We start from the raw sequence: 17,781 nt of genomic DNA, 5'->3' as shown, positions 1-17,781 counted from the left end.
GGGAAGGAAAGCCGCAAGTGAGCGAGCGCAGCATAGACATGATGTTGGGGCGAATGGAAGGTCAGCTTGAGGCGATCCTTGATCGCATGGACCGTGCCGACGAAAGCCGGGCGGGTGTTCATCGCCGGCTTGACGAGTTCGGCCACCGGCTCACAAGGGTTGAGGCTGACGTGATCGCGGTGAAGCACAGCCAGACAAGCATGCAGGCCGTGACCGACGACGTGGTTAACCTGCGAACGCAGGCACAGGGTGCCGGCACCGCTGGGCGTTACCTTCTCAAGATCGGCTTAGGTGTCGTTGGGAGCGCCGGATGGCTGCTTGGCGTCTATACTTGGCTCACAGGTCGGTCGCCGCCTTGATCGAGCGAGGAAGTTGGCCGCGAGCGCGACCCGGCTAAAGTGCTTCAGCTTGAGTGCAATTGAAAGCCGCCAGTCGGTAAACGACCCCAAGTCAGCCATTAGCTGTCGAAATACGAAATCCTGAAAGCGGTCTCTGTCAGATCACGCCAGTACGGTTTCCACCCTGTCGGAAACACTCCTTGACGGCGATGGCGATGGGACCCGATCCAGCGCTATGACGGGATATCTTCTTTTGCGGCATGGCCACCTTGGAACCGCTTGAACGGGGCGTACGCTGAAGCCTCGGTGCGATAGGCCTCAACCCTGTCGCCTTGCGGAGCAACATATAATCAGATAGTGAGCAGCTATCCAAATTCGGAATTGTGGAGTCATCAGATGGAAAGTTCCAAGTCAGCAGACAAGTAAGCTGCAACAACCAGTATTGTTGTTGCGGCGCTCTGTAAGACCAAGCCCATCTGATTGCTGACGAGCAGACGCCGCCCGGAATTCCTTAATCGAGCGGTTGATTTATCATGACCACCACACGCCCCGCGTGGGCCTATACGCTGCCTGCAGCCCTGCTGCTGATGGCTCCCTTCGACATTCTCGCTTCACTGGCGATGGATATTTACCTCCCCGTCGTTCCAGCGATGCCTGGCATCCTGAACACGACGCCCTCCATGATCCAACTCACCTTGAGCCTCTACATGGTGATGCTCGGGGTGGGCCAGGTGATCTTTGGCCCGCTCTCAGATCGCATCGGGCGACGGCCAGTCCTGCTTGCGGGCGCAACGGCTTTCGTCATTGCATCTCTGGGAGCTGCTGGGTCTTCAACTGCATTAGCCTTTGTCGCTTTCCGTCTGCTTCAAGCAGTTGGCGCGTCGGCAATGCTGGTGGCGACCTTCGCGACGGTTCGCGACGTTTATGCCAATCGTCCCGAAGGTGTTGTCATCTACGGCCTTTTCAGTTCGATGCTGGCGTTCGTACCTGCGCTCGGCCCTATCGCCGGAGCGTTGATTGGTGAGTTCTTGGGATGGCGGGCGATATTCGTTACACTGTCTGCACTGGCATTGCTTGCACTGCTGAATGCCAGGTTCAGGTGGCACGAAACCCGTCCTATAGATCAAGCGAAGACGCGCCGATCCGTTTTGCCGGTTTTCGCGAGCCTGGCCTTTTGGGTCTATACGATTGGCTTTAGCGCCGGCATGGGCACCTTCTTTGTGTTCTTCTCGACCGCCCCCCGCGTGCTCATAGGTCAAGCTGGCTATTCCGAGATCGGATTCAGCTTTGCCTTCGCGACCGTCGCGCTCGTCATGATCGTGACAACCCGTTTTGCGAAGTCCTTTGTCGCCAGATGGGGTGTCGCGGGATGTGTCTCGCGCGGGATGGCCCTGCTCGCTTGCGGCGCAGTCTTGCTGGGGATCGGCGAACTCTTCGGGTCGCCGTCTTTCCTCACCTTTATCGTACCGATGTGGGTTATGGCGGTCGGAATCGTCTTCACAGTATCCGTAACCGCCAACGGCGCTTTGGCGCAGTTCGACGACATCGCCGGATCGGCGGTTGCGCTCTACTTCTGTATCCAAAGTTTGATGGTCAGCATCCTCGGGACATTTGCGGTGACGCTGCTACACGGAGACACAGCGTGGCCCGTGATCTGTTACTCAACGTTTATGGCGGTGCTGGTGCCGTTAGGGCTGGCGCTCCTTCGGTCCCGTGAGTCTGCCAACGACAGGTCGCCAACAATCTGATAGGCAATAAAGCAGTATGATCATTAGTGCGGCGCACTAGCCATCAGGCCTCGTGAATGGCGGTATCCTGTCCTGCAGGATACCGCTCATGTCTCTTTTTCATTTCTTTGCCTACGCGACTATTGGGAGAGGTCCCCTTTGCCGATCTCATTTCCGAAAGCTGCCCGGGCTGTTTCCCACCCCAATGCAGACGCCCTACGCCGGCAATTTGATCGCCCCGCTGCCGAAAGGTGGCGGGGCTTTTTCTGTGTTTTTGGGAACCTGATTTGAACGACCGGCGTTTCCGTGTGCGGAGCAGATTGGGCGTGGTCTTAACCTTTCAGCTGCGCCCGTCTGGGCAAGACCATCATGCCGCAATGGGGTCTTTGCTGTCCGTGAGGCGTGTTCTTCTATTCCCTCCGACACGCTTCAAAATGGGGCCTGTCGGCTGGCGGGCTGGCAGGCCTTTAAGTTCCCTGGCAACCGTGGCAACCTATCAGCGCACAGTGATGATGATGCAACCAGAGTTGTGCCGGAACGGCCTGCCGAACCTGGCAGGGCAGGCCGTTTCTGCGATCACGGCACCAAGATCTCGGTCACGGTCGCGTGGCGTAGCTTGTCCTCGCCTCTCAGGTGCTTGGCCATGACGCGCAAAACAGGCTGCACCGGCAACGCACCTTTGTTGCCGTCTCCGATTGAGACCGCGAACTTGGCATCGCCCAGATAGTCCAACGCCTCCCAAAGTTCGCTTCGTTGCTTGCCGCCGATTGATGGAATGGCTCGGCCCACATAGCGAAGCTCGCCGTCGGCCGTGTCTGCAAGCAATAGGGAGGGCGCGCCGCCGCGCTTGTGTTCGTAGCCGATGACGACGTATTCGCGCGTGATGTAGGCCTTTGTTTTCAGCCAGTCCTTGCTGTAGCCGCCGCGATAGATGCTGGCCTTTCGTTTGGACACGATGCCTTCGAGGTCCATCTTTTCGACGGCGACAAAGAACGCGGCGCCGGAACCTTCGAACGCCTGGCTGAACTGGATCGCCGAATCCGGCCGGGGATCGCCGACCAGCTCGTGGAGTTGGGCGCGGCGCTCGTCGCAGCGCTGCCTGCGCAAGTCCTTGCCGTCCAGCTCCAGAAGGTCGAACGCATAGAACACCAGGCTAGCGCTTTCCCACGTGATCGCGCTGGCAAGCCGCTTGAAGTCAGATCGGCCGGTCTCGTCCTGCACGACCATCTCACCATCTAGGATGGCGTCGCGTTTGACGAGGCCTCGCACGGCGGCCAGCACCGACGCATATTTCATCGACCAGTCGTGCCCATTTCGGGTGAAGGCGACAGCATGCCCGCCGGCTAGGTGGATCTGTGTCCGGTAGCCGTCGTACTTGATCTCATGCGTCCAATCGCCTTCGGGCGGCTTGTCGACCAGCGTCGGGATGCAGGGCGGGACGAATTGGCCCATGTATTATGGGAACGGCTGCGAAGCGATTATCTTGTCCAGTTTTTCACGAGACGGACCGTGTAACGTGATGAGTGTGCGGGCCTGACCGTCGGACAAGCCATACTTTTCTGCGAGTTCGAAAGGGGTGTAAGTCGCGTCCTGAGCGATTTGGCGGAACCTTTCCATTTGTTCGTCAGGGTGGCTCATCATGGCAATTCCTCCCAGAAGAAATCGACCCGCATTAACGCGCAAGGGAGGCAATACGATCCATGGAGTAGGCTGGGCCGGCGCTTCCCGGCTGAGTCATCCAAAGTTGCGCCGGCCTGCGGGAAGCTGTTGAGCTCCTGCGGGGACAAAATATCAGTCGGAATCATGTTTCAGGCAAGCCCGCCGACAAACCCACTGGTGTCGCCCTTGCGCGGCATGGCCAGGCGGACGGCGCCACGGCAACCGCGCGCCTTGCAGATCTCGTTGCGCTCGACCTCATCGAGGTATTCGAACTCGCGCTCCGGTGACGCGCAAATCATCGCTCTGGTGAGGTAATGGACGTGCCCGCAGCTCTTGCACGTGATCTCAAGCTTTTGATCAGGGTCGATGTCTCGGACCTGTATGTTTTGCTGCCAGCTGCTCACCAGAAATCCTCCGCCGATGGGATGCGTGTGTAAGAGATTTTGCCGCCGACATGGCCGCCAGCTGGAGGCTTCCACATGCCAAGCGATGTGACGGTCTTGCCATAGCGGGTATTCAAGCTGTCGACCGCACTGGAGACACGCTCCCACTTCTGGCGCGTGCGATCATCGTTGAGCAGGAAATCAAGTTGGCGCTCGCCGGCTCGGCTAAGATCATAGAGCGTCACGCCGACCCGGAAGACTGTCACGCCGCGCGGATACGCTGCGCGAACGCGTCGCCACAGATCGTCCAGGGCGGCAAGAACGGCCTGATCGTCATGGACGATGGGTAGCTTCATCTTGCCTTGCCAGTTGGCCTCGCGCACTGACAGCCAAAGCCACAAGCCGCTGCAGTAGAAGTCCTCGCGGCGTAGGCGCCGCGCCGCCTTGGTCAGCAATAGGCGGCAGATTTCGAACGCCCCGGCGAGCGACCGGCTCTCAGGTGGCAGAACGCGCCCGTGTCCGAACATGCCGCGCGACGACAGCGGCGCCTGCACGTCATAGCCATGCAGCGCATACCAAAGGCGTTCGCCGGTGACGTTGTTCCACAGCTTGCGCATGTGCTTGGGCTCTAGGCGGTATAAATCTTCCGTGGTGTAGATGCCCGAGCGCACCAGGCGCCGCTCCATGTTCTCGCCGACGCCTGGAATGTCCGAAAGCTTCAGCTTCATTAGCGGCGCGGGCAAATCTTCCGGTCGCCAGATCATGACGCCGTTGCCATAGGTGGCGCCGGCTTTCTTGCCTTCCTTGCAAGCCATCTTGGAAAGCTGGCGATTCGCGGCGAAGCCGACAGACGAGGTGATGACGGGGCCGACGTTCGTCGCCAGCGTCGATTTGAGCCGTGCTGCCAAGTCCTCCGGATGGCGCCGGTTATCTTGACCCAGGCGGCATGTCAGTTCGTCGATCGACTTCACGGCATCAATCGGAATGACGGACTGGATTTCCGACAAGAGCGCGTTGTGCGCGCGGCGGTAGAGATCGGGCTTCTGAGGCACCAGCACGATGTCAGGGCAAAGCTCGCGGGCCTCGGCGACCGGCATCACATTCTTGACGCCAAACGCCTTTGCCTCCCGTGAGCAGGCAATGACGCATGTTCGGTCGGTGCCTTCAAATGGGACAACACCAACAGGCCGGCCCCGCAGGCGCTTGTCTGCCTGCTGCTCGACGCTGGCAAAGAAGCCGTCGAAGTCGAGATACATACGCTCGATGGTCTCCGGCTTCCGCAAGGCAAGGCTCTCCCGTGGCGCCGGGGCTGGCGCGATTTGGTTCGATGAATGGGTTGATCGACCGCAAGCGTGCCGATGTTCTACAAATGTTCCTATCGCCGAATTCTGTCAAGCGAAAAGGAATGTTGTCCTAGCGTCAAGCGTGGGAGTCGCCTTGGACGGGGTGAGTTTAGCGAACTAAGGGGTTTCAACTTTCGTGGATTTGGTCGGGCGTTCGGTAGATCTGAAAATTGAAACTCTTCCTTGAACGCCAATAGGCTTTCACTGGCCTGTCACACCGGAGCGCAAACTGTCCAAAGGTGTGGCAGCGCCATTCGTAAGTCATTGATTGACTGTGTCGTGGATTTTTGCCACACCGCCCGCTAAATAGCCGCCTGAATTGGGTTGACGGCTTCCGGGCGAGAACTAAACCCTAACCAGCCGCTGCAGCAAAGTTTGTAAGTTCTGCTTCCAGCAGGTCAGTTGCGAGCTGCATCGCCAGGTTGGTTGCCTCATTTAGCGTACCTCGTCCGATACCGTCGTGAACGAGTTTGCTGCGCTTCTGGTAGAGTTCGTCAAACGCCTTCGCATCGGCGTCTGAAGCTAGTGTCCTAAATTTAGTCATATAAGCTTGGCGCAGTGACTGGCGCTTTGCCGTTGTCAGCGTTCGTTGCAAAGTCTCGTGGATATCATCAGCAAGCCGTTGCTCCGAGAGATGATGCTCGAGCTCGTCAATCGCCGCTTGGAAGTCTGCATCTCGGACCGCTTGGTCGCACAAGGCCTCGACCGCTGAAATGAGTAGAATGAAACGGCCTTCGGTTTGGGCTACGAAGAAAGAGTCATTGATGAGAGCGGCACAATTCCGCTGTCGTTCAGTCAACGCGGATATGGGGTTGATCCACTTGGCCACGCTTTCTTCAAATCGCTGAGTGCCTATTAGCACGCTGCCGCGGGCTTGAAATCCAATAATGCTGACCGTGTCCTTCTTGTAGACCATGAGGCCGTGTGTTTCCGGGCGGAGTTCTCGTCCAGTATCTTTTGTTACGGCTTCATGTATTGCTGCGCTGAATTGGAGCGTGGATCGGCTGAAGCCGATGTCGATGCCTAGTTTCGAAATGGCACCGACGACTAGGAGCGTGTCTCCCAGCTTTTGACCGGCTTTGCGGGCTTCGTCTTCGGTTTCGAACCCGTTGATTTTCGCGGTCACCCAATGGCCCATGGGATAGGCTTCGTCACCCATCTCGAATGTCACGGCAGAAAAATCGGGGATGCTCACATCCAGCAGGGTACCTTTCTCAAGCTCCAGCGGCGAGAGAAGTTTAAAGCGGTAACGGGCACAATAGGTCATCAGGGAATCCGTCGTGACATCTGCTGCAGGCGCGTTTGAGAACGATTTGGCTTACGCCTTCGTAAGATCCGTTGTGTCCTTGGCGAGAGCGTCATCGATCGCAGCCGAAACCCACTTGGTAATAAGCGCCCGCGCTTCCCACAACTCCATCGGCTTTGCATGCGGCTTAGTGTGAACGGATGGATGGTGACGTTGCCCCACGTTCGCCGTTTGGGTGAAGCGGTTGATTTCACTTTTAGAGATGCCCCCGTTTGGCATTTGCCGGACGGCTTCATAGGCCTTGTAGAGTTCGACCCAACTCGGCCTTCCCTCTAAGTAGCGAAGAGCGCTGCCGATTTCTGTGTTCAACGTGGCTGCGCGCATCCAAAGCTGTGTTCGGGATGGTGCGGGCGGCGGCTCGATCACCTTGCCTTCTGCATCAGTCAGGGTGAGCGCGGCGTTGCCGGCCCGAAACCGAAACGCCGCCACTTGCCCCTCAATGAACTGGTGTTTTCGAGGTGGACCATTTTGGGAGAACTCGACAACAGCACCATACGCTATGGGGTCGGTGTCAGCGTCCGTAGAGATCACCACGTTCAGCGTGCTGAACAGCTCCTTACCGAGTTTGTGGACCTCGTGGCTACTAACGATCCCGTCAAAGTTCGTGGATCGCAAGACGAGAAAATCGCCGCGTTCGTCCTTGACCTCCTCGACAAAAGGATCAAACGGCGGCTTCAGCAACAACGCCCAGACTTTTTTGTCCTCGTCGGCACCGCTGAGTTCGACACCCCATTGATTGCTGGCCTGATTCATTCCTTGTCTCCCCTGAAGCGGTCGAAATCGGGATGAAAGATAGTTCCAGATATCCTTGCACCAAAGCATCAGACGCCAGCCCTGCCATCTCGACCCATTACGCCTCCAAGGATGAGCCGGCGAAGCCGGCATAGTTTCACATTGGAGAAATGATTCGGACGCGATAGGGAAGGTTGTTGTCCACAGAACGGCTAGGGAACACTGTGGGACTTTCTGTGGGACTTTTCGTCTGGGTTGGCCCCACATTGCCGCAAATGATCGGCTTCTGTTCTCAAGGCTCGATTTAGCTCTTGCGCCGCAACCCCTGAATATATATGGCTCCCCTCGGTCCGGAGTGTAGCGCAGCCCGGTAGCGCACTTGACTGGGGGTCAAGGGGTCGTCGGTTCGAATCCGGCCACTCCGACCATTTTATCCCTTCCCCTAACGATCGACTGAAAGCGAACCAGCCAGCCGGCAGGTTCTGCCGTCAAAGTCGGTCGGCACCTGTCGGTAAGCACGTCCTGCCTACTGCAAGAAACGCCACGGGCGCGGTTGCGCCCATGGCGTGATTTTCTGCTGGGGCGTGTCTGCTGCATTACATGTAGGACCGCACCAACACGGATTCGATCTTCGCGCCATTGTCATGCTCGTCGATTGCCACCCGCTTGCCGGGAGCCAGTTGCGGCGGGATCGCGACGTCGCGCGGAATAGTATAGCTTTCGCCATTGGTGAGCGTGATGACGCGAACCGCGGGGTTGAACTTCGCGACGACGCCGTCGATCTCGGTGGCAAGTGCGGCGCCCGACATGAGGGTAAGCGCTGCAGCAGCAAGGATGAGCTTTTTCATATTACTTCTCCTGCATTCAGCTATTACAAGCAAGGGTTTGTTGGAAGTTTCCATTGCTTTGACTACGGGATAACGTTTGGCAGCGGCGTTGGTTACATGGAGGTTGGTAAACTCACTACACAAATCATTCACGGTTTCTTGTGTTAGATTCTCCGCAGAATAAAAAAGGCCATGAACGTTGCCGTCCATGGCTTTGGTGTAGGTCGGGATGAAATCGGGCCTTTGGTTGCGGTGGCCCCTGGGGCCTGCCGGTAGTCGGTGCCTATCGCCTTTGCCAAAGTGAACCGGTCAAGACACTGGTCACATCTCCACCATCGTCCCGGGACGTGATGGTGACATTTTGGCCGACTTGGATGGCAGGCAGCGGCACCCAACGGGGAACGGTATAGCTTTGACCGTTCTGCAGCGTGATGACGCGAACCTGGGGATTGTAACGGGAAACAACACCATTGGTGACATCGGCAAATGCTGAGCCTGACGTCAGGACGATTGCTGCAACCGCAAGAGCAAGTTTCCTCATGGCATTTCTCCTTGGGATGGCCAAGCGGACGGGTGAGAGCTGGGGCTTCCGCTCACTGACCTTTCGAGAAACGGGATGTGTCCGAAAAAGTTACGCCCGGACCGGTCACTTCGACACACGAAACGATCACGCTTTGTTGTGAATTGGTCGCTGATGCGCATACTCGAGGCACTAGAGCTTCAAAACTGAGTATGACTTTGGCGTCGAAAACGCGAAAAGCCATGGGCGGGAGGAGCCCATGGCTTTCGGTGTAGCGCAGTTTTGGTCGCGGCTTAGAGCGCGCGCAGCACGGACGTTACCTGATCGGCATCGTCGCTCTTGGTGTTGATGGAGACCTTGTCGCCAACCTGGACCTGCGGAAGGCCGATGTGGCGTGGGATGGTATAGCTCCTGCCATTGTCAAGAGTAATTACACGAACATCCGGATTGAACTTGGCAACAACGCCTTCAGAGCCAGAAGCGAGAGCTGCGCCACTCATGAACGCAACAGCAGATACCGCGAGAATGAGCTTTTTCATTTTAGTAGTCCTTTCAATGTTTCTTAGCGATGCGATTTTTATTTCGCTGTTTCGCTTACCACCCTCAGATAGGCGCCTACCTTTCCGAATTCCATGGGCTGGACGGTCACTCTGATTCACAAAGCAGTCACGCCGAGTTGAGCCGGCAAAAGGGTGCCGGACCGTTCACAATAGCAGGGGGTTGTGCGCAACGCCTGTGGCGGTGACGAGTCAGCGGGCGTGATGTGCCATGGCCCGTTGATGACGGGCTTCCAGGGCTATCGAGCCCCAGATCAGGCCGAGCAACAGATAGAAGTGGCGCCAGTGGTCGGTATCGATCACTGAGCCAAGGGCGACATGGCCAAGGAAGACGACATAGGCGCACAGCAGATAGGGCTGCCACGGCCGGTCACGCAGCAGGATCCGGAACCCCGCCGCGATCGTCCACACAATCAGTGTCAGATAGCTGGCGAAGCCGAGCCAGCCATAGTCCATCAAGGCCTTGAGCCAGATGTTATGCGTGTCTTCACCGTACATTTGGCCGAAGAGGAGTGGGCCGATGCCGAATGGACTTTCCGTCGCCAATAGGAAGCCGATGCCGTAGCGCGCGAAACGGCCAAGGCGCGCGCCGTCATACTCCTGTACGAGCTGCGCACGCGAGGTGAAGAGCTCGGCGATGCTGGGGATCTGCAGGACGACCAACAGCGCGAGAGTTAGGAAGGTCACGGCAGCTATGCTCATGACCACGATCCTGAGGCGGAACTTGCCGCTGTTGCTCTGGAGAAACAGGAAGCCGGTGAGCAGGATGGCCGACGTGCCAAACAGGCCCCAGGCGCCGCGCGAGAAGGACAGGAATATGCCGCCGGTGACGATGAGCAGCGGCACAGCGTAGATCGCCATCTTGAGCGGATTGCCGATCAGCACACGATACAGCAGATAGATGCCGGGCAAAGCGAGGAATGGCCCGAACACGTTAGGGTCCTGGAATGCTCCCGCGGCGCGGTCGAATTTTGTGAACATCTCAGCCCCAGGCACAGCGCCGAAGTAGCCAAGGATGCCGAGCACTGAGGTGACGACGCCAGAAGTGACCCAGGACAGGAAAATGACCCGAAACAATCCGGGGTTGGCCTCGGTGACCGCCGCAAAGAAGACCGCGGTGAATCCCAGGAACAACGACACCGCCAGATAGAGCGGTGTGCCCATCAGGTCCGACATCTGCGTCATGGCAATCATGCCGCCGATGTTGAACGTCACGATCAGCACGACCAGCGGAGTGATGGCGCGCGAAATGTGCAGGCCAAACAGTGACCAGACGGCAATCAGCCCGGCCATGTAGAGCTCGTAGGGTGCCGGCTCGCGGAGGACAAAACCCGAAAGCAGCACGCCCAGCGCAATGGCGCCGGTAGAGATGAGCCCGATCAGCTTGGCCTTGATCGCGGCTCGCGGCAGCTCATAGGTGATCGCGCTCAATAGGCGTTTTCCGTATCAAGCAGGCGGATCGGGGTCAGGAACAGGATCTTGATGTCGAACCAGAGCGACCAGTTTTCGATATAATAAAGGTCGAACTCGGTGCGCTTGCGGATCTTCTCGTCGGTGTCCATCTCGCCGCGCCAGCCATTGATCTGCGCCCAGCCGGTTACGCCGGGCTTGACCTTGTGGCGAGCGAAATAGCCGTCGACCACTTCGTTGTAGAGCAGGTTGTGCGACTGGGCGGCCACCGCATGCGGGCGAGGCCCGACCAGCGACAGGCTGCCGAACAACGCATTGAAGAACTGCGGCAGTTCGTCGATCGACGTCTTGCGGATGATGCGGCCGACACGGGTGACGCGCGGGTCGTTCTTGGTCACGCTCTTGCGGGCCGTCGGATCGGACTGCTCCGCATACATCGAGCGGAACTTGTAGACCTCGATCACCTCGTTGTTGAAGCCGTGGCGCTTCTGCTTGAACAGCACCGGCCCCTTGCTGTCGAGCTTGATGGCGATGGCGGTAACCAGCATCACAGGCGAAAAGACGATGATGCCAAGCAGGCTGAACACGATGTCGAAGGCGCGCTTGGCGACCGAGTCCCAGTCGTTGATGGGCTTGTCGAAGATATCAAGCATCGGCACCGCGCCGATGTAGGAATAAGAGCGCGGCCGGAATTGCAGCTGGTTGGAGTGGGCCGACAGCCGGATATCCACCGGCAGCACCCACAGCTTCTTGAGCAGTTGCAGCACGCGCGTTTCCGCTGTCAGCGGCAGCGACACGATCAGCATGTCGATGCGCGCTATCCGGGCGAATTTCAGCAGTTCGGACACGGTTCCGAGCTTCGGATAGCCAGCGACAATCGGCGGCGAGCGTTTGTTGTCGCGGTCGTCGAAGATGCCGCAGATGCGGATGTCGTTGTAGGGCTGCTGCTCGATCGAGCGGATAAGCATTTCGGCGGCCTTGCCGCCGCCGACTATGACCGCGCGGCGTTCCATGCGTCCATTGCGCGCCCAAAGGCGGATGACGCGTGCCATGATCAGGCGCAGGCCGATCAGCAATGTCAGCCCGGTCAGGAACCAGCCGCCGAACAGGAGACGCGAATATTCTGACGAAACCTTCATGAAGAAGGCAGCAAGGGCCATCAGCGCGAAGGCCGCCGCCCAGCACAAGGTGATCCGTCCGATGGTGGCGCCGGGCCGCATCAGCGATTGCAACTGATAGCAGTCCATAATCTCGAAGAACGCGACGGCAGCAAAGGACGCAGCCAGGATGACGAATGGATATTGCCAGCCGAGATGGCCGAGGAAGCCGACGTGATAGGCGTAGAGGGCGAGCCCCGAGATGAACAGAAGGCCGAACTCCGCGAGGCGCAAGGCACCGCTGACCATGACCGGGGACATGGTGTCGCGCCGGTACTGTGCCGCCACCTCCTGGGCAACACTGCTGAGCTTGGCGGCATCGGACTTTTTACCGTCGCCGCTAGCCGCCTTGACGGCTTCCGCACTGAAGCGGCGCTTTGGGTCGAAATTGGTCATTGTCGTCGATCTGTCACCGGTCGCCGGATTGCCAGATTGACATATCAACGATGAACTAAGAAACCCTTGAACAGGGTGGGTGCCTTCAAATTGTGTTCAGCCGCCTCTTGGTGCAAGCGCTGCGAAGTATGCTTTTTCGACGTCGCGAGCCATCACCGCCACGCCAAAACGTGATTTCACGGTGCAGATGTCCGGCATCAATGCCGCGTAGCCAGCAGGCGATTGCAAGGCCGCGAGCATTTTCTGGCTGATCTCGGCAGCATCCGGACTTACCAGGGCAGGCGAGGCCGATCCCAGAATTTCGGGAATGCCGCCAACAGCCGTTGCCACGATCGGCTTGCCGGCGGCAAGCGTCTCCAGCACGATATAGGGCATCGCCTCAGCGCGCGACGGAACGACAACGACGTGGGCAAGCGCAAAGGCCTCACGCGCCGGCATCGGGGCCATGAAGCGAACCTTACCGGTAAGGCCGAGCCTTTTTGCCTGCGCGTGATAGCGCGGCAGATCCTCGCCGTCGCCCACCATCACGGCCGTCACGTCGCGACCAAGAGTTTGTCGCGCCTTGTCCAGCGCATCAATGAAGAGGTCGGGTCCCTTCAGGTCGCGCATCATGCCGATATAGAGAAAGTCGGCGGCCCCCGGCAGCGAAAGCACTGGCTCGAACTCCGCATCGCGCAAGCCATTGTAAACAAGGCTGTTCGACACGCGCGGCTCGCCGACCTTGCGGATGAACGTGCGCCGTTCGTAGTCGGAGACGAAAAGCAGGTGGTCGGTGAAACGTTCCATCAGGCGTTCAAGCCCGAAGAACAGCTTTCCGGTCGCGGTGGTTTCGTCATAGTGCAGGGAACCGCCATGCGGTGAGTAGACGCGGGCCACGCAATACCTTGAAACCCGCAACAGTGAGCCGAACGCACGTGCATAAACGCCACCCTTGGCGCCATGCCCGTGCAGCACGTCCGGCCGCAATTCCTTGATGATCTTGTAGGTGCGCCAGCCCGAAGCGATGTCGCCAGGGCCGATATGGCGCTGCATCGACGTACGTCTGATCCCAAGCGCCAGCATCGGCTTGATCGCTTCGAACAGACGCTCTTCGTGTTCGCCGCCGGTGGTTGAGTCGCAGATGATGCCGACCTGATGGCCAGCGGCCACCTGTGCTTCCGTCAAATCGCGCACATGCCTGAAGATGCCGCCGACCGGCGACCTGAAGCAGTGGACGATCCGGAGCTTGCGGGGCGCTATCTGCACGGCGTCTTAGAACAGCCGCTCGCGGACGTAGATCGTGTCGCCGGGCAGCAGAGGATCGGTTGTCAGCACGCGGCCGGTCATCACCTTGCCGTTGATGTCGCGAGTGATGTCGACATTGCCCTGGTTGGCACGGGCGCTGTAGCCGCCGGCCATCGCCACTGCCTTCTGTACAGTCAGGCCTGGAACATAGGAATACTGCCCTGCGGCACCCACTTCGCCCATGACGAAGATCGGACGGTAGCGATCGACCTCGACCGAAACGTCCGGATCGCGCAGGTAGCCCTGGCGCAGCTTGGCAGCCAGGGCCTTTTCGACTTCCTGGGCGGTGTAGCCACGTGCCGGCACGCCGCCGACGAGCGGGAAGGAGATATAGCCCGACTGGTCGACACTATAGGTATTGGTCAGGCCTTCCTGTTCGAAGACGGTGACGCGGATGCGGTCGCCGGCGCCGAGACGATAGGGCTGGTCGAGCACTTCATGAAAGGCAGCAGGCGCGGGGCGATAGCTCGAGCAGCCGCTGACGATCAGCATGGCCGCGAGTAGCGCATGGCAAAGGGGAAGGGAGCTTTTCATTTTCGGCAGACACACCTTCGACTGCTTGCCGCCACGCTGCGGGGTATCGGTTCGCGACTGTTATCGTCTTGTTAGGGTTAATGCTCGGTAAAGGGAGGCGTCTTCTTGCGCGCATCAGGTCGAGCGCTGCGTAGTGACGTTAACGCCTGGGTTACCATGTTTGTTTACCGTGCAGTCTGCTCAGCCTCGGAGTAGGAATTGCATGTCTGGCGTCCAATCCACTGCCGGTGATGTCGATGTCGATCTCGGCCAGCTCTTCGCCAGTCTTGCGAGGAACTGGCTGCGCTTGGTGCTGTTTTCCCTGGCGGTCACCGGCCTGGCCTTTGTGCTCGCCTCTCTGGCTACCCCTCAATACCGCGCCGAGACGCGCCTGCTGATTGAAACGCGCGAGTCCGTTTTCACACGCCCCGACGGTAGCGCCGGCAACGAGGCACCAGTCCTCGACGAGGAGGGGGTCACCAGCCAGGTCGAGGTCATCGGTTCAACTGATATCCTCAAGCAGGTCGCCAAGAAGCTCGATCTCGCCAGCCGGCCAGAATTTGACGCCGCATCTGAAATGTCGACGATTTCGCGTCTTCTGGTGATTGCCGGCCTCAAGAGCGATCCGAACGAGCTGCCTCCTGAAGAACGTGTGCTCAAGGCCTTCCGCGAGAAGCTGACCATCTATCGCGTTGAAAGATCGCGCGTCATCGTCATCCAGTTCTCTTCGGCGGATCCAAAGCTTGCGGCAGCCGTGCCGAATGCGATTGCCGAGGTCTATCTCGACTTCCAGCGCAGCTCCAAGCTTGAGTCGAGCACCGAGGCGACCGATTGGTTGAAGCCCGAAATCGCCGATTTGAACAAGCGCGTCAAAGATGCCGAAGCGCGCGTTGCAAGCTTCCGGTCGCAGTCCGACCTGTTGGTCGGCCAGAACAACTCGGCGCTTGCCACCCAGCAGCTTTCCGAACTCTCCAGCGAATTGTCGCGCGTTCGTGCCAACCGCGCCGCCGCCGAAGCAACCGCGCAGAGCGTGCGTCAGGCTTTGAAAAGTGGCGGTTCGATCGACGCGGTGCCAGAGGTTCTGTCCTCGGGCCTCATCCAGCGTCTGCGCGAACGCCAGATTCAATTGCGGAACGACATTGCAGATCTTTCAACGACCTTGCTTCCCAACCATCCGCGCATCAAGGCGCTCAATTCCCAACTCGCCGACCTAAATGTGCAGATCCGCGCGCAGGCCGAAAAAGTTCTGGCGGGGCTGGTCAATGAAGCCGCGAGTGCTGATCTTCGCGAAAAGCAGCTGGTTGCCGACCTCAATAGGCTGAAGGTCGAATCAGGACGCGTGTCGGAAGAAGAAGTCGAACTTCGTGCGCTGGAACGCGAAGCCGCGGCACAGCGCGCATTGCTCGAATCCTATCTCACCCGCTATCGCGAAGCTGCCTCGCGCCAAGATCGCAACTATCTGCCGGTGGATGCCCGCGTCTTTTCGAGCGCGATCGTGCCGTCTGAATCTTACTTCCCCAAGATTGTCCCCATTGTCGGCGCGGCATTCGTCGGCTCGCTGTTGTTGATGGCGATCTTCACGCTGCTACAGGAGCTTTTTTCAGGCCGTGCCATGCGCCCGGCGGCAGGTTCCCGCGTCACGCCGGTCACCCAGGTGGCGATGCCTGTCCGTCGCGTGACAAGCCTGGCGGACGAGGGGACATCTTGTCAGTGGGATAACGCCGAAGAGCAGGCCGTCACGGCTGACCTTGCCGATTACGATCCCAAGGAGCAGTTGGTTGCCGCCCAAGAGGAGCTACGCGTATCGGCACCAATGCCCCCGGTCGCCCATGCCGGCGTCAGCATCGAAACGGCGGCCGAAAGGTTGATCGCCGGCGGTGCGGCTCGTGCCATCTTCATTTCGCCCGAGGGCGACGATGCGGCGGCGACAGCAGTGCTTGTCGCACGCGAAGTGGCCGATACCGGCCTACGCGTTTTGTTGCTCGACCTGACCGCCACAGGTGCTGCATCGCGGCCGATGCTCGATGGCGGCCGCTATCCCGGCATTACCAATCTTCTTGCTTCGGAAGCCCAGTTCACCGACGTCATCCGCGCCGACCACTATTCGGATTGCGATGTCATGCCGGTCGGCACGGCCGATCCGGCACGCGCCATGCGCGCTGCCGACCGCCTGCCGATCATCATGGAATCGCTGACGACTGCCTATGATCTGGTGGTGGTTGAGTGCGGACCGGCCGATGCCGATGAGATCAGGCGCCTTGTCGGCGATGGCACGGAAGTGCTTGTCAGCTTCCTTCGCCATGACGAAGAGATCGCCGATGCGGCCGACGGCCTGCGCGCGGGCGGCTACCAGGATGTCATCCTTGTGACCCCGGTCGGCCATGAGTTGCCGACGACACCGCAGCCGACCCGTTCGGCCGCCTGAGGGTCAATCGTCCTCGACGGGCGCGGCCTTGCCGCGCACGCCGGACCTCAGCCGCTTGACCAGAGCCCATAGCGTAGCGTTGTTTTTGATCGCCCCCTTCATGCGCGACGTTGATCGCAGGCCAAGCGCGTAGAGGCGGCCCTTTGCCGTCAATGGCACCAGAACATCGGCGTGTTGGATCTCGATATCGCACCAATGGCGCTTGTAGGGTTCGTCGCCGACGCTGAAGTCGTAGACAGCGAACCCTTGGTGGCAGGCCTCGGAAATGTTGTCGAAGAACAGGTATTCGCCGGGGCTGGCATAGGCCAGTTCGTCGTCGGCGATGGCCCCGAATTCGCAGATCAGGCGGCTACCGGCCCGGCTCGAGCCGGTGACCGCGCGGTATTTGCCTGCGACCTCCAGCCCATGTAGCACAAAGGACGGTTTGTCATGCTGCAGCGCATCGACGAAAAGTTTGCGGAAAAAGCTGCGTACCTCCGCGTCGGCAAATACGTCGGTGATGCCCATCGCGCCAAATCGCTGCTGCTTCATCGCGAAGAAGGCGTCGAGCATCGCGTTTGCGTCGGCGGCCGTGGTCGCAACAGTGCGCCGTGTACCGCCAACAGCCTCGTATTTTCGCTCCTGGCTGCGATGCCGCTTGCGCTTCTTCTTGCCGTTGGTGCGGGTGAGAACCGCTTCGAAGCCGCCGCCCAGATTGACTGCGAGCGCCACATTCGGGCTCGGTGCGAAGCCCAGCTTGAACAGCGGGTTGGGTAGGTCGTGGAGTTCGGCAATCAGGCGGTCGAACGCTAAAAGATCTACATCCGGACGCGCTTTCCTGATCGAGCCGACGAGCGCGTCGATGTCATGCGTGTTTGCTGTTGCCAGCCAATTCCTATCCACTGCCGGAAAATTGCCGTTGGCGTGCGTGCCGCCCAGGAAGCGTGCAATACGGAACGGTCCTTCGCGACTGACTTCAAGCGCGACAGCGAGCACAGGCCGCCCTTTGGCGCTCAAGGTCGCAATGACAGCGTCGGTCTTGTTGGTGTCGATCCAGGCTGACACCCATTGCGGGCTCTGCGCCGGTGCGTAGATGTCTGTGAAGCTCCCGTAGGCGTTGAGGGCTTCGTTTGAGAGCGGAAAGGCAACGGCCGTTGCCGTGTCGCCGAAATCTGCAGCCGGAGGCGACGCGCTGTTTTCCCTGGCGGCTGTGGCGTCAACCATA

The 17,781-nt window shown here is 59.3% G+C and carries 16 protein-coding genes and 1 tRNA gene; 4 read left to right on the top strand and 13 right to left on the bottom strand.

Features of this window, described 5'->3' with window-relative positions; translation table 11 throughout:
* On the top strand, positions 1 to 359 hold a 359-nt coding region (locus AC1DWF_RS15765; RefSeq protein WP_476841815.1), incomplete at its 5' end, for a DUF1515 family protein.
* Positions 360 to 871: 512 nt separating this feature from the next.
* Positions 872 to 2,086 (top strand): chloramphenicol/florfenicol efflux MFS transporter FloR, encoded by a 1,215-nt coding sequence (floR, locus tag AC1DWF_RS15760; RefSeq protein WP_476785542.1) that lies wholly within the window; start codon positions 872 to 874, stop codon positions 2,084 to 2,086.
* Positions 2,087 to 2,641: 555 nt separating this feature from the next.
* Here floR and AC1DWF_RS15755 read toward each other — a convergent pair.
* The 5 genes from AC1DWF_RS15755 to AC1DWF_RS15735 form a co-directional block, all read right to left on the bottom strand.
* Positions 2,642 to 3,517, bottom strand: a complete 876-nt coding sequence (locus AC1DWF_RS15755; RefSeq protein ID WP_476785543.1) for an ATP-dependent DNA ligase — start codon at positions 3,515 to 3,517, stop codon at positions 2,642 to 2,644.
* 356 nt (positions 3,518 to 3,873) lie between these two features.
* Positions 3,874 to 4,128 carry a hypothetical protein gene (locus AC1DWF_RS15750; RefSeq protein ID WP_476788609.1) on the bottom strand — a complete coding sequence of 85 codons (255 nt, stop codon included), beginning with the start codon at positions 4,126 to 4,128 and terminating at the stop codon, positions 3,874 to 3,876.
* Positions 4,125 to 5,390 carry a Y-family DNA polymerase gene (locus AC1DWF_RS15745; protein ID WP_476785545.1) on the bottom strand — a complete coding sequence of 422 codons (1,266 nt, stop codon included), beginning with the start codon at positions 5,388 to 5,390 and terminating at the stop codon, positions 4,125 to 4,127. Before AC1DWF_RS15745 ends, AC1DWF_RS15750 begins: the two co-directional genes overlap by 4 nt.
* Before the next feature lie 412 nt (positions 5,391 to 5,802).
* On the bottom strand, positions 5,803 to 6,717 hold the full coding sequence (locus AC1DWF_RS15740) for a hypothetical protein (protein ID WP_476787306.1): 915 nt from the start codon (positions 6,715 to 6,717) through the stop codon (positions 5,803 to 5,805).
* A gap of 51 nt (positions 6,718 to 6,768) precedes the next feature.
* Positions 6,769 to 7,509: a hypothetical protein gene (locus AC1DWF_RS15735; RefSeq protein WP_476788608.1), complete on the bottom strand. Its 741-nt coding sequence runs from the start codon at positions 7,507 to 7,509 to the stop codon at positions 6,769 to 6,771.
* Between the two features lie 330 nt (positions 7,510 to 7,839).
* Here AC1DWF_RS15735 and AC1DWF_RS15730 point away from each other — a divergent pair.
* A tRNA-Pro gene (locus AC1DWF_RS15730) sits at positions 7,840 to 7,916 on the top strand.
* Positions 7,917 to 8,084: 168 nt separating this feature from the next.
* On the opposite strand, the gene AC1DWF_RS15725 is transcribed toward AC1DWF_RS15730, so the two are convergent.
* From AC1DWF_RS15725 to AC1DWF_RS15695, 7 genes are all read right to left on the bottom strand, one after another.
* Positions 8,085 to 8,336 carry a DUF1344 domain-containing protein gene (locus AC1DWF_RS15725; protein WP_476786701.1) on the bottom strand — a complete coding sequence of 84 codons (252 nt, stop codon included), beginning with the start codon at positions 8,334 to 8,336 and terminating at the stop codon, positions 8,085 to 8,087.
* A gap of 262 nt (positions 8,337 to 8,598) precedes the next feature.
* Positions 8,599 to 8,856 carry a DUF1344 domain-containing protein gene (locus tag AC1DWF_RS15720; RefSeq protein WP_476786702.1) on the bottom strand — a complete coding sequence of 86 codons (258 nt, stop codon included), beginning with the start codon at positions 8,854 to 8,856 and terminating at the stop codon, positions 8,599 to 8,601.
* Positions 8,857 to 9,128: 272 nt separating this feature from the next.
* Positions 9,129 to 9,374: a DUF1344 domain-containing protein gene (locus AC1DWF_RS15715; protein WP_476786703.1), complete on the bottom strand. Its 246-nt coding sequence runs from the start codon at positions 9,372 to 9,374 to the stop codon at positions 9,129 to 9,131.
* 210 nt (positions 9,375 to 9,584) lie between these two features.
* Positions 9,585 to 10,823, bottom strand: coding sequence for an O-antigen ligase family protein (locus tag AC1DWF_RS15710; RefSeq protein WP_476788607.1), 1,239 nt, complete (start codon positions 10,821 to 10,823; stop codon positions 9,585 to 9,587).
* Positions 10,820 to 12,355, bottom strand: coding sequence for an undecaprenyl-phosphate glucose phosphotransferase (locus tag AC1DWF_RS15705; protein WP_476788606.1), 1,536 nt, complete (start codon positions 12,353 to 12,355; stop codon positions 10,820 to 10,822). Before AC1DWF_RS15705 ends, AC1DWF_RS15710 begins: the two co-directional genes overlap by 4 nt.
* Positions 12,356 to 12,451: 96 nt before the next feature.
* The gene (locus AC1DWF_RS15700; RefSeq protein ID WP_476783390.1) at positions 12,452 to 13,594 is read right to left on the bottom strand and encodes a glycosyltransferase family 4 protein; all 1,143 of its coding nucleotides are present in this window, start codon (positions 13,592 to 13,594) and stop codon (positions 12,452 to 12,454) included.
* Between the two features lie 12 nt (positions 13,595 to 13,606).
* Positions 13,607 to 14,173, bottom strand: coding sequence for a polysaccharide biosynthesis/export family protein (locus AC1DWF_RS15695; protein ID WP_476783388.1), 567 nt, complete (start codon positions 14,171 to 14,173; stop codon positions 13,607 to 13,609).
* A gap of 202 nt (positions 14,174 to 14,375) precedes the next feature.
* Between AC1DWF_RS15695 and AC1DWF_RS15690 the strand changes: the two genes are divergently transcribed.
* Positions 14,376 to 16,577 (top strand): GumC family protein, encoded by a 2,202-nt coding sequence (locus AC1DWF_RS15690; RefSeq protein WP_476804299.1) that lies wholly within the window; start codon positions 14,376 to 14,378, stop codon positions 16,575 to 16,577.
* 3 nt (positions 16,578 to 16,580) lie between these two features.
* On the opposite strand, the gene AC1DWF_RS15685 is transcribed toward AC1DWF_RS15690, so the two are convergent.
* A complete protein-coding gene (locus AC1DWF_RS15685; RefSeq protein WP_476783386.1) occupies positions 16,581 to 17,780 on the bottom strand; it encodes a GNAT family N-acetyltransferase in 1,200 nt (399 codons plus the stop codon).
* Between the last annotated feature and the right edge of the window lies 1 nt (position 17,781).

This window comes from Aminobacter sp. P4_D5, from assembly GCF_056401815.1.
This window is presented reverse-complemented; position numbering and strand designations above follow the sequence as displayed.

What these genes read in the sequence shown, in the direction of transcription:
- AC1DWF_RS15685 (WP_476783386.1), bottom strand. Translation starts at nt 17,780, where the DNA reads ATGGTTGACGCCACAGCCGCCAGGGAAAACAGCGCGTCGCCTCCGGCT.
- AC1DWF_RS15715 (WP_476786703.1), bottom strand. Translation starts at nt 9,374, where the DNA reads ATGAAAAAGCTCATTCTCGCGGTATCTGCTGTTGCGTTCATGAGTGGC.
- floR (WP_476785542.1), top strand. Translation starts at nt 872, where the DNA reads ATGACCACCACACGCCCCGCGTGGGCCTATACGCTGCCTGCAGCCCTG.
- AC1DWF_RS15690 (WP_476804299.1), top strand. Translation starts at nt 14,376, where the DNA reads ATGTCTGGCGTCCAATCCACTGCCGGTGATGTCGATGTCGATCTCGGC.
- AC1DWF_RS15735 (WP_476788608.1), bottom strand. Translation starts at nt 7,509, where the DNA reads ATGAATCAGGCCAGCAATCAATGGGGTGTCGAACTCAGCGGTGCCGAC.
- AC1DWF_RS15755 (WP_476785543.1), bottom strand. Translation starts at nt 3,517, where the DNA reads ATGGGCCAATTCGTCCCGCCCTGCATCCCGACGCTGGTCGACAAGCCG.
- AC1DWF_RS15720 (WP_476786702.1), bottom strand. Translation starts at nt 8,856, where the DNA reads ATGAGGAAACTTGCTCTTGCGGTTGCAGCAATCGTCCTGACGTCAGGC.
- AC1DWF_RS15705 (WP_476788606.1), bottom strand. Translation starts at nt 12,355, where the DNA reads ATGACCAATTTCGACCCAAAGCGCCGCTTCAGTGCGGAAGCCGTCAAG.
- AC1DWF_RS15740 (WP_476787306.1), bottom strand. Translation starts at nt 6,717, where the DNA reads ATGACCTATTGTGCCCGTTACCGCTTTAAACTTCTCTCGCCGCTGGAG.
- AC1DWF_RS15725 (WP_476786701.1), bottom strand. Translation starts at nt 8,336, where the DNA reads ATGAAAAAGCTCATCCTTGCTGCTGCAGCGCTTACCCTCATGTCGGGC.
- AC1DWF_RS15695 (WP_476783388.1), bottom strand. Translation starts at nt 14,173, where the DNA reads ATGAAAAGCTCCCTTCCCCTTTGCCATGCGCTACTCGCGGCCATGCTG.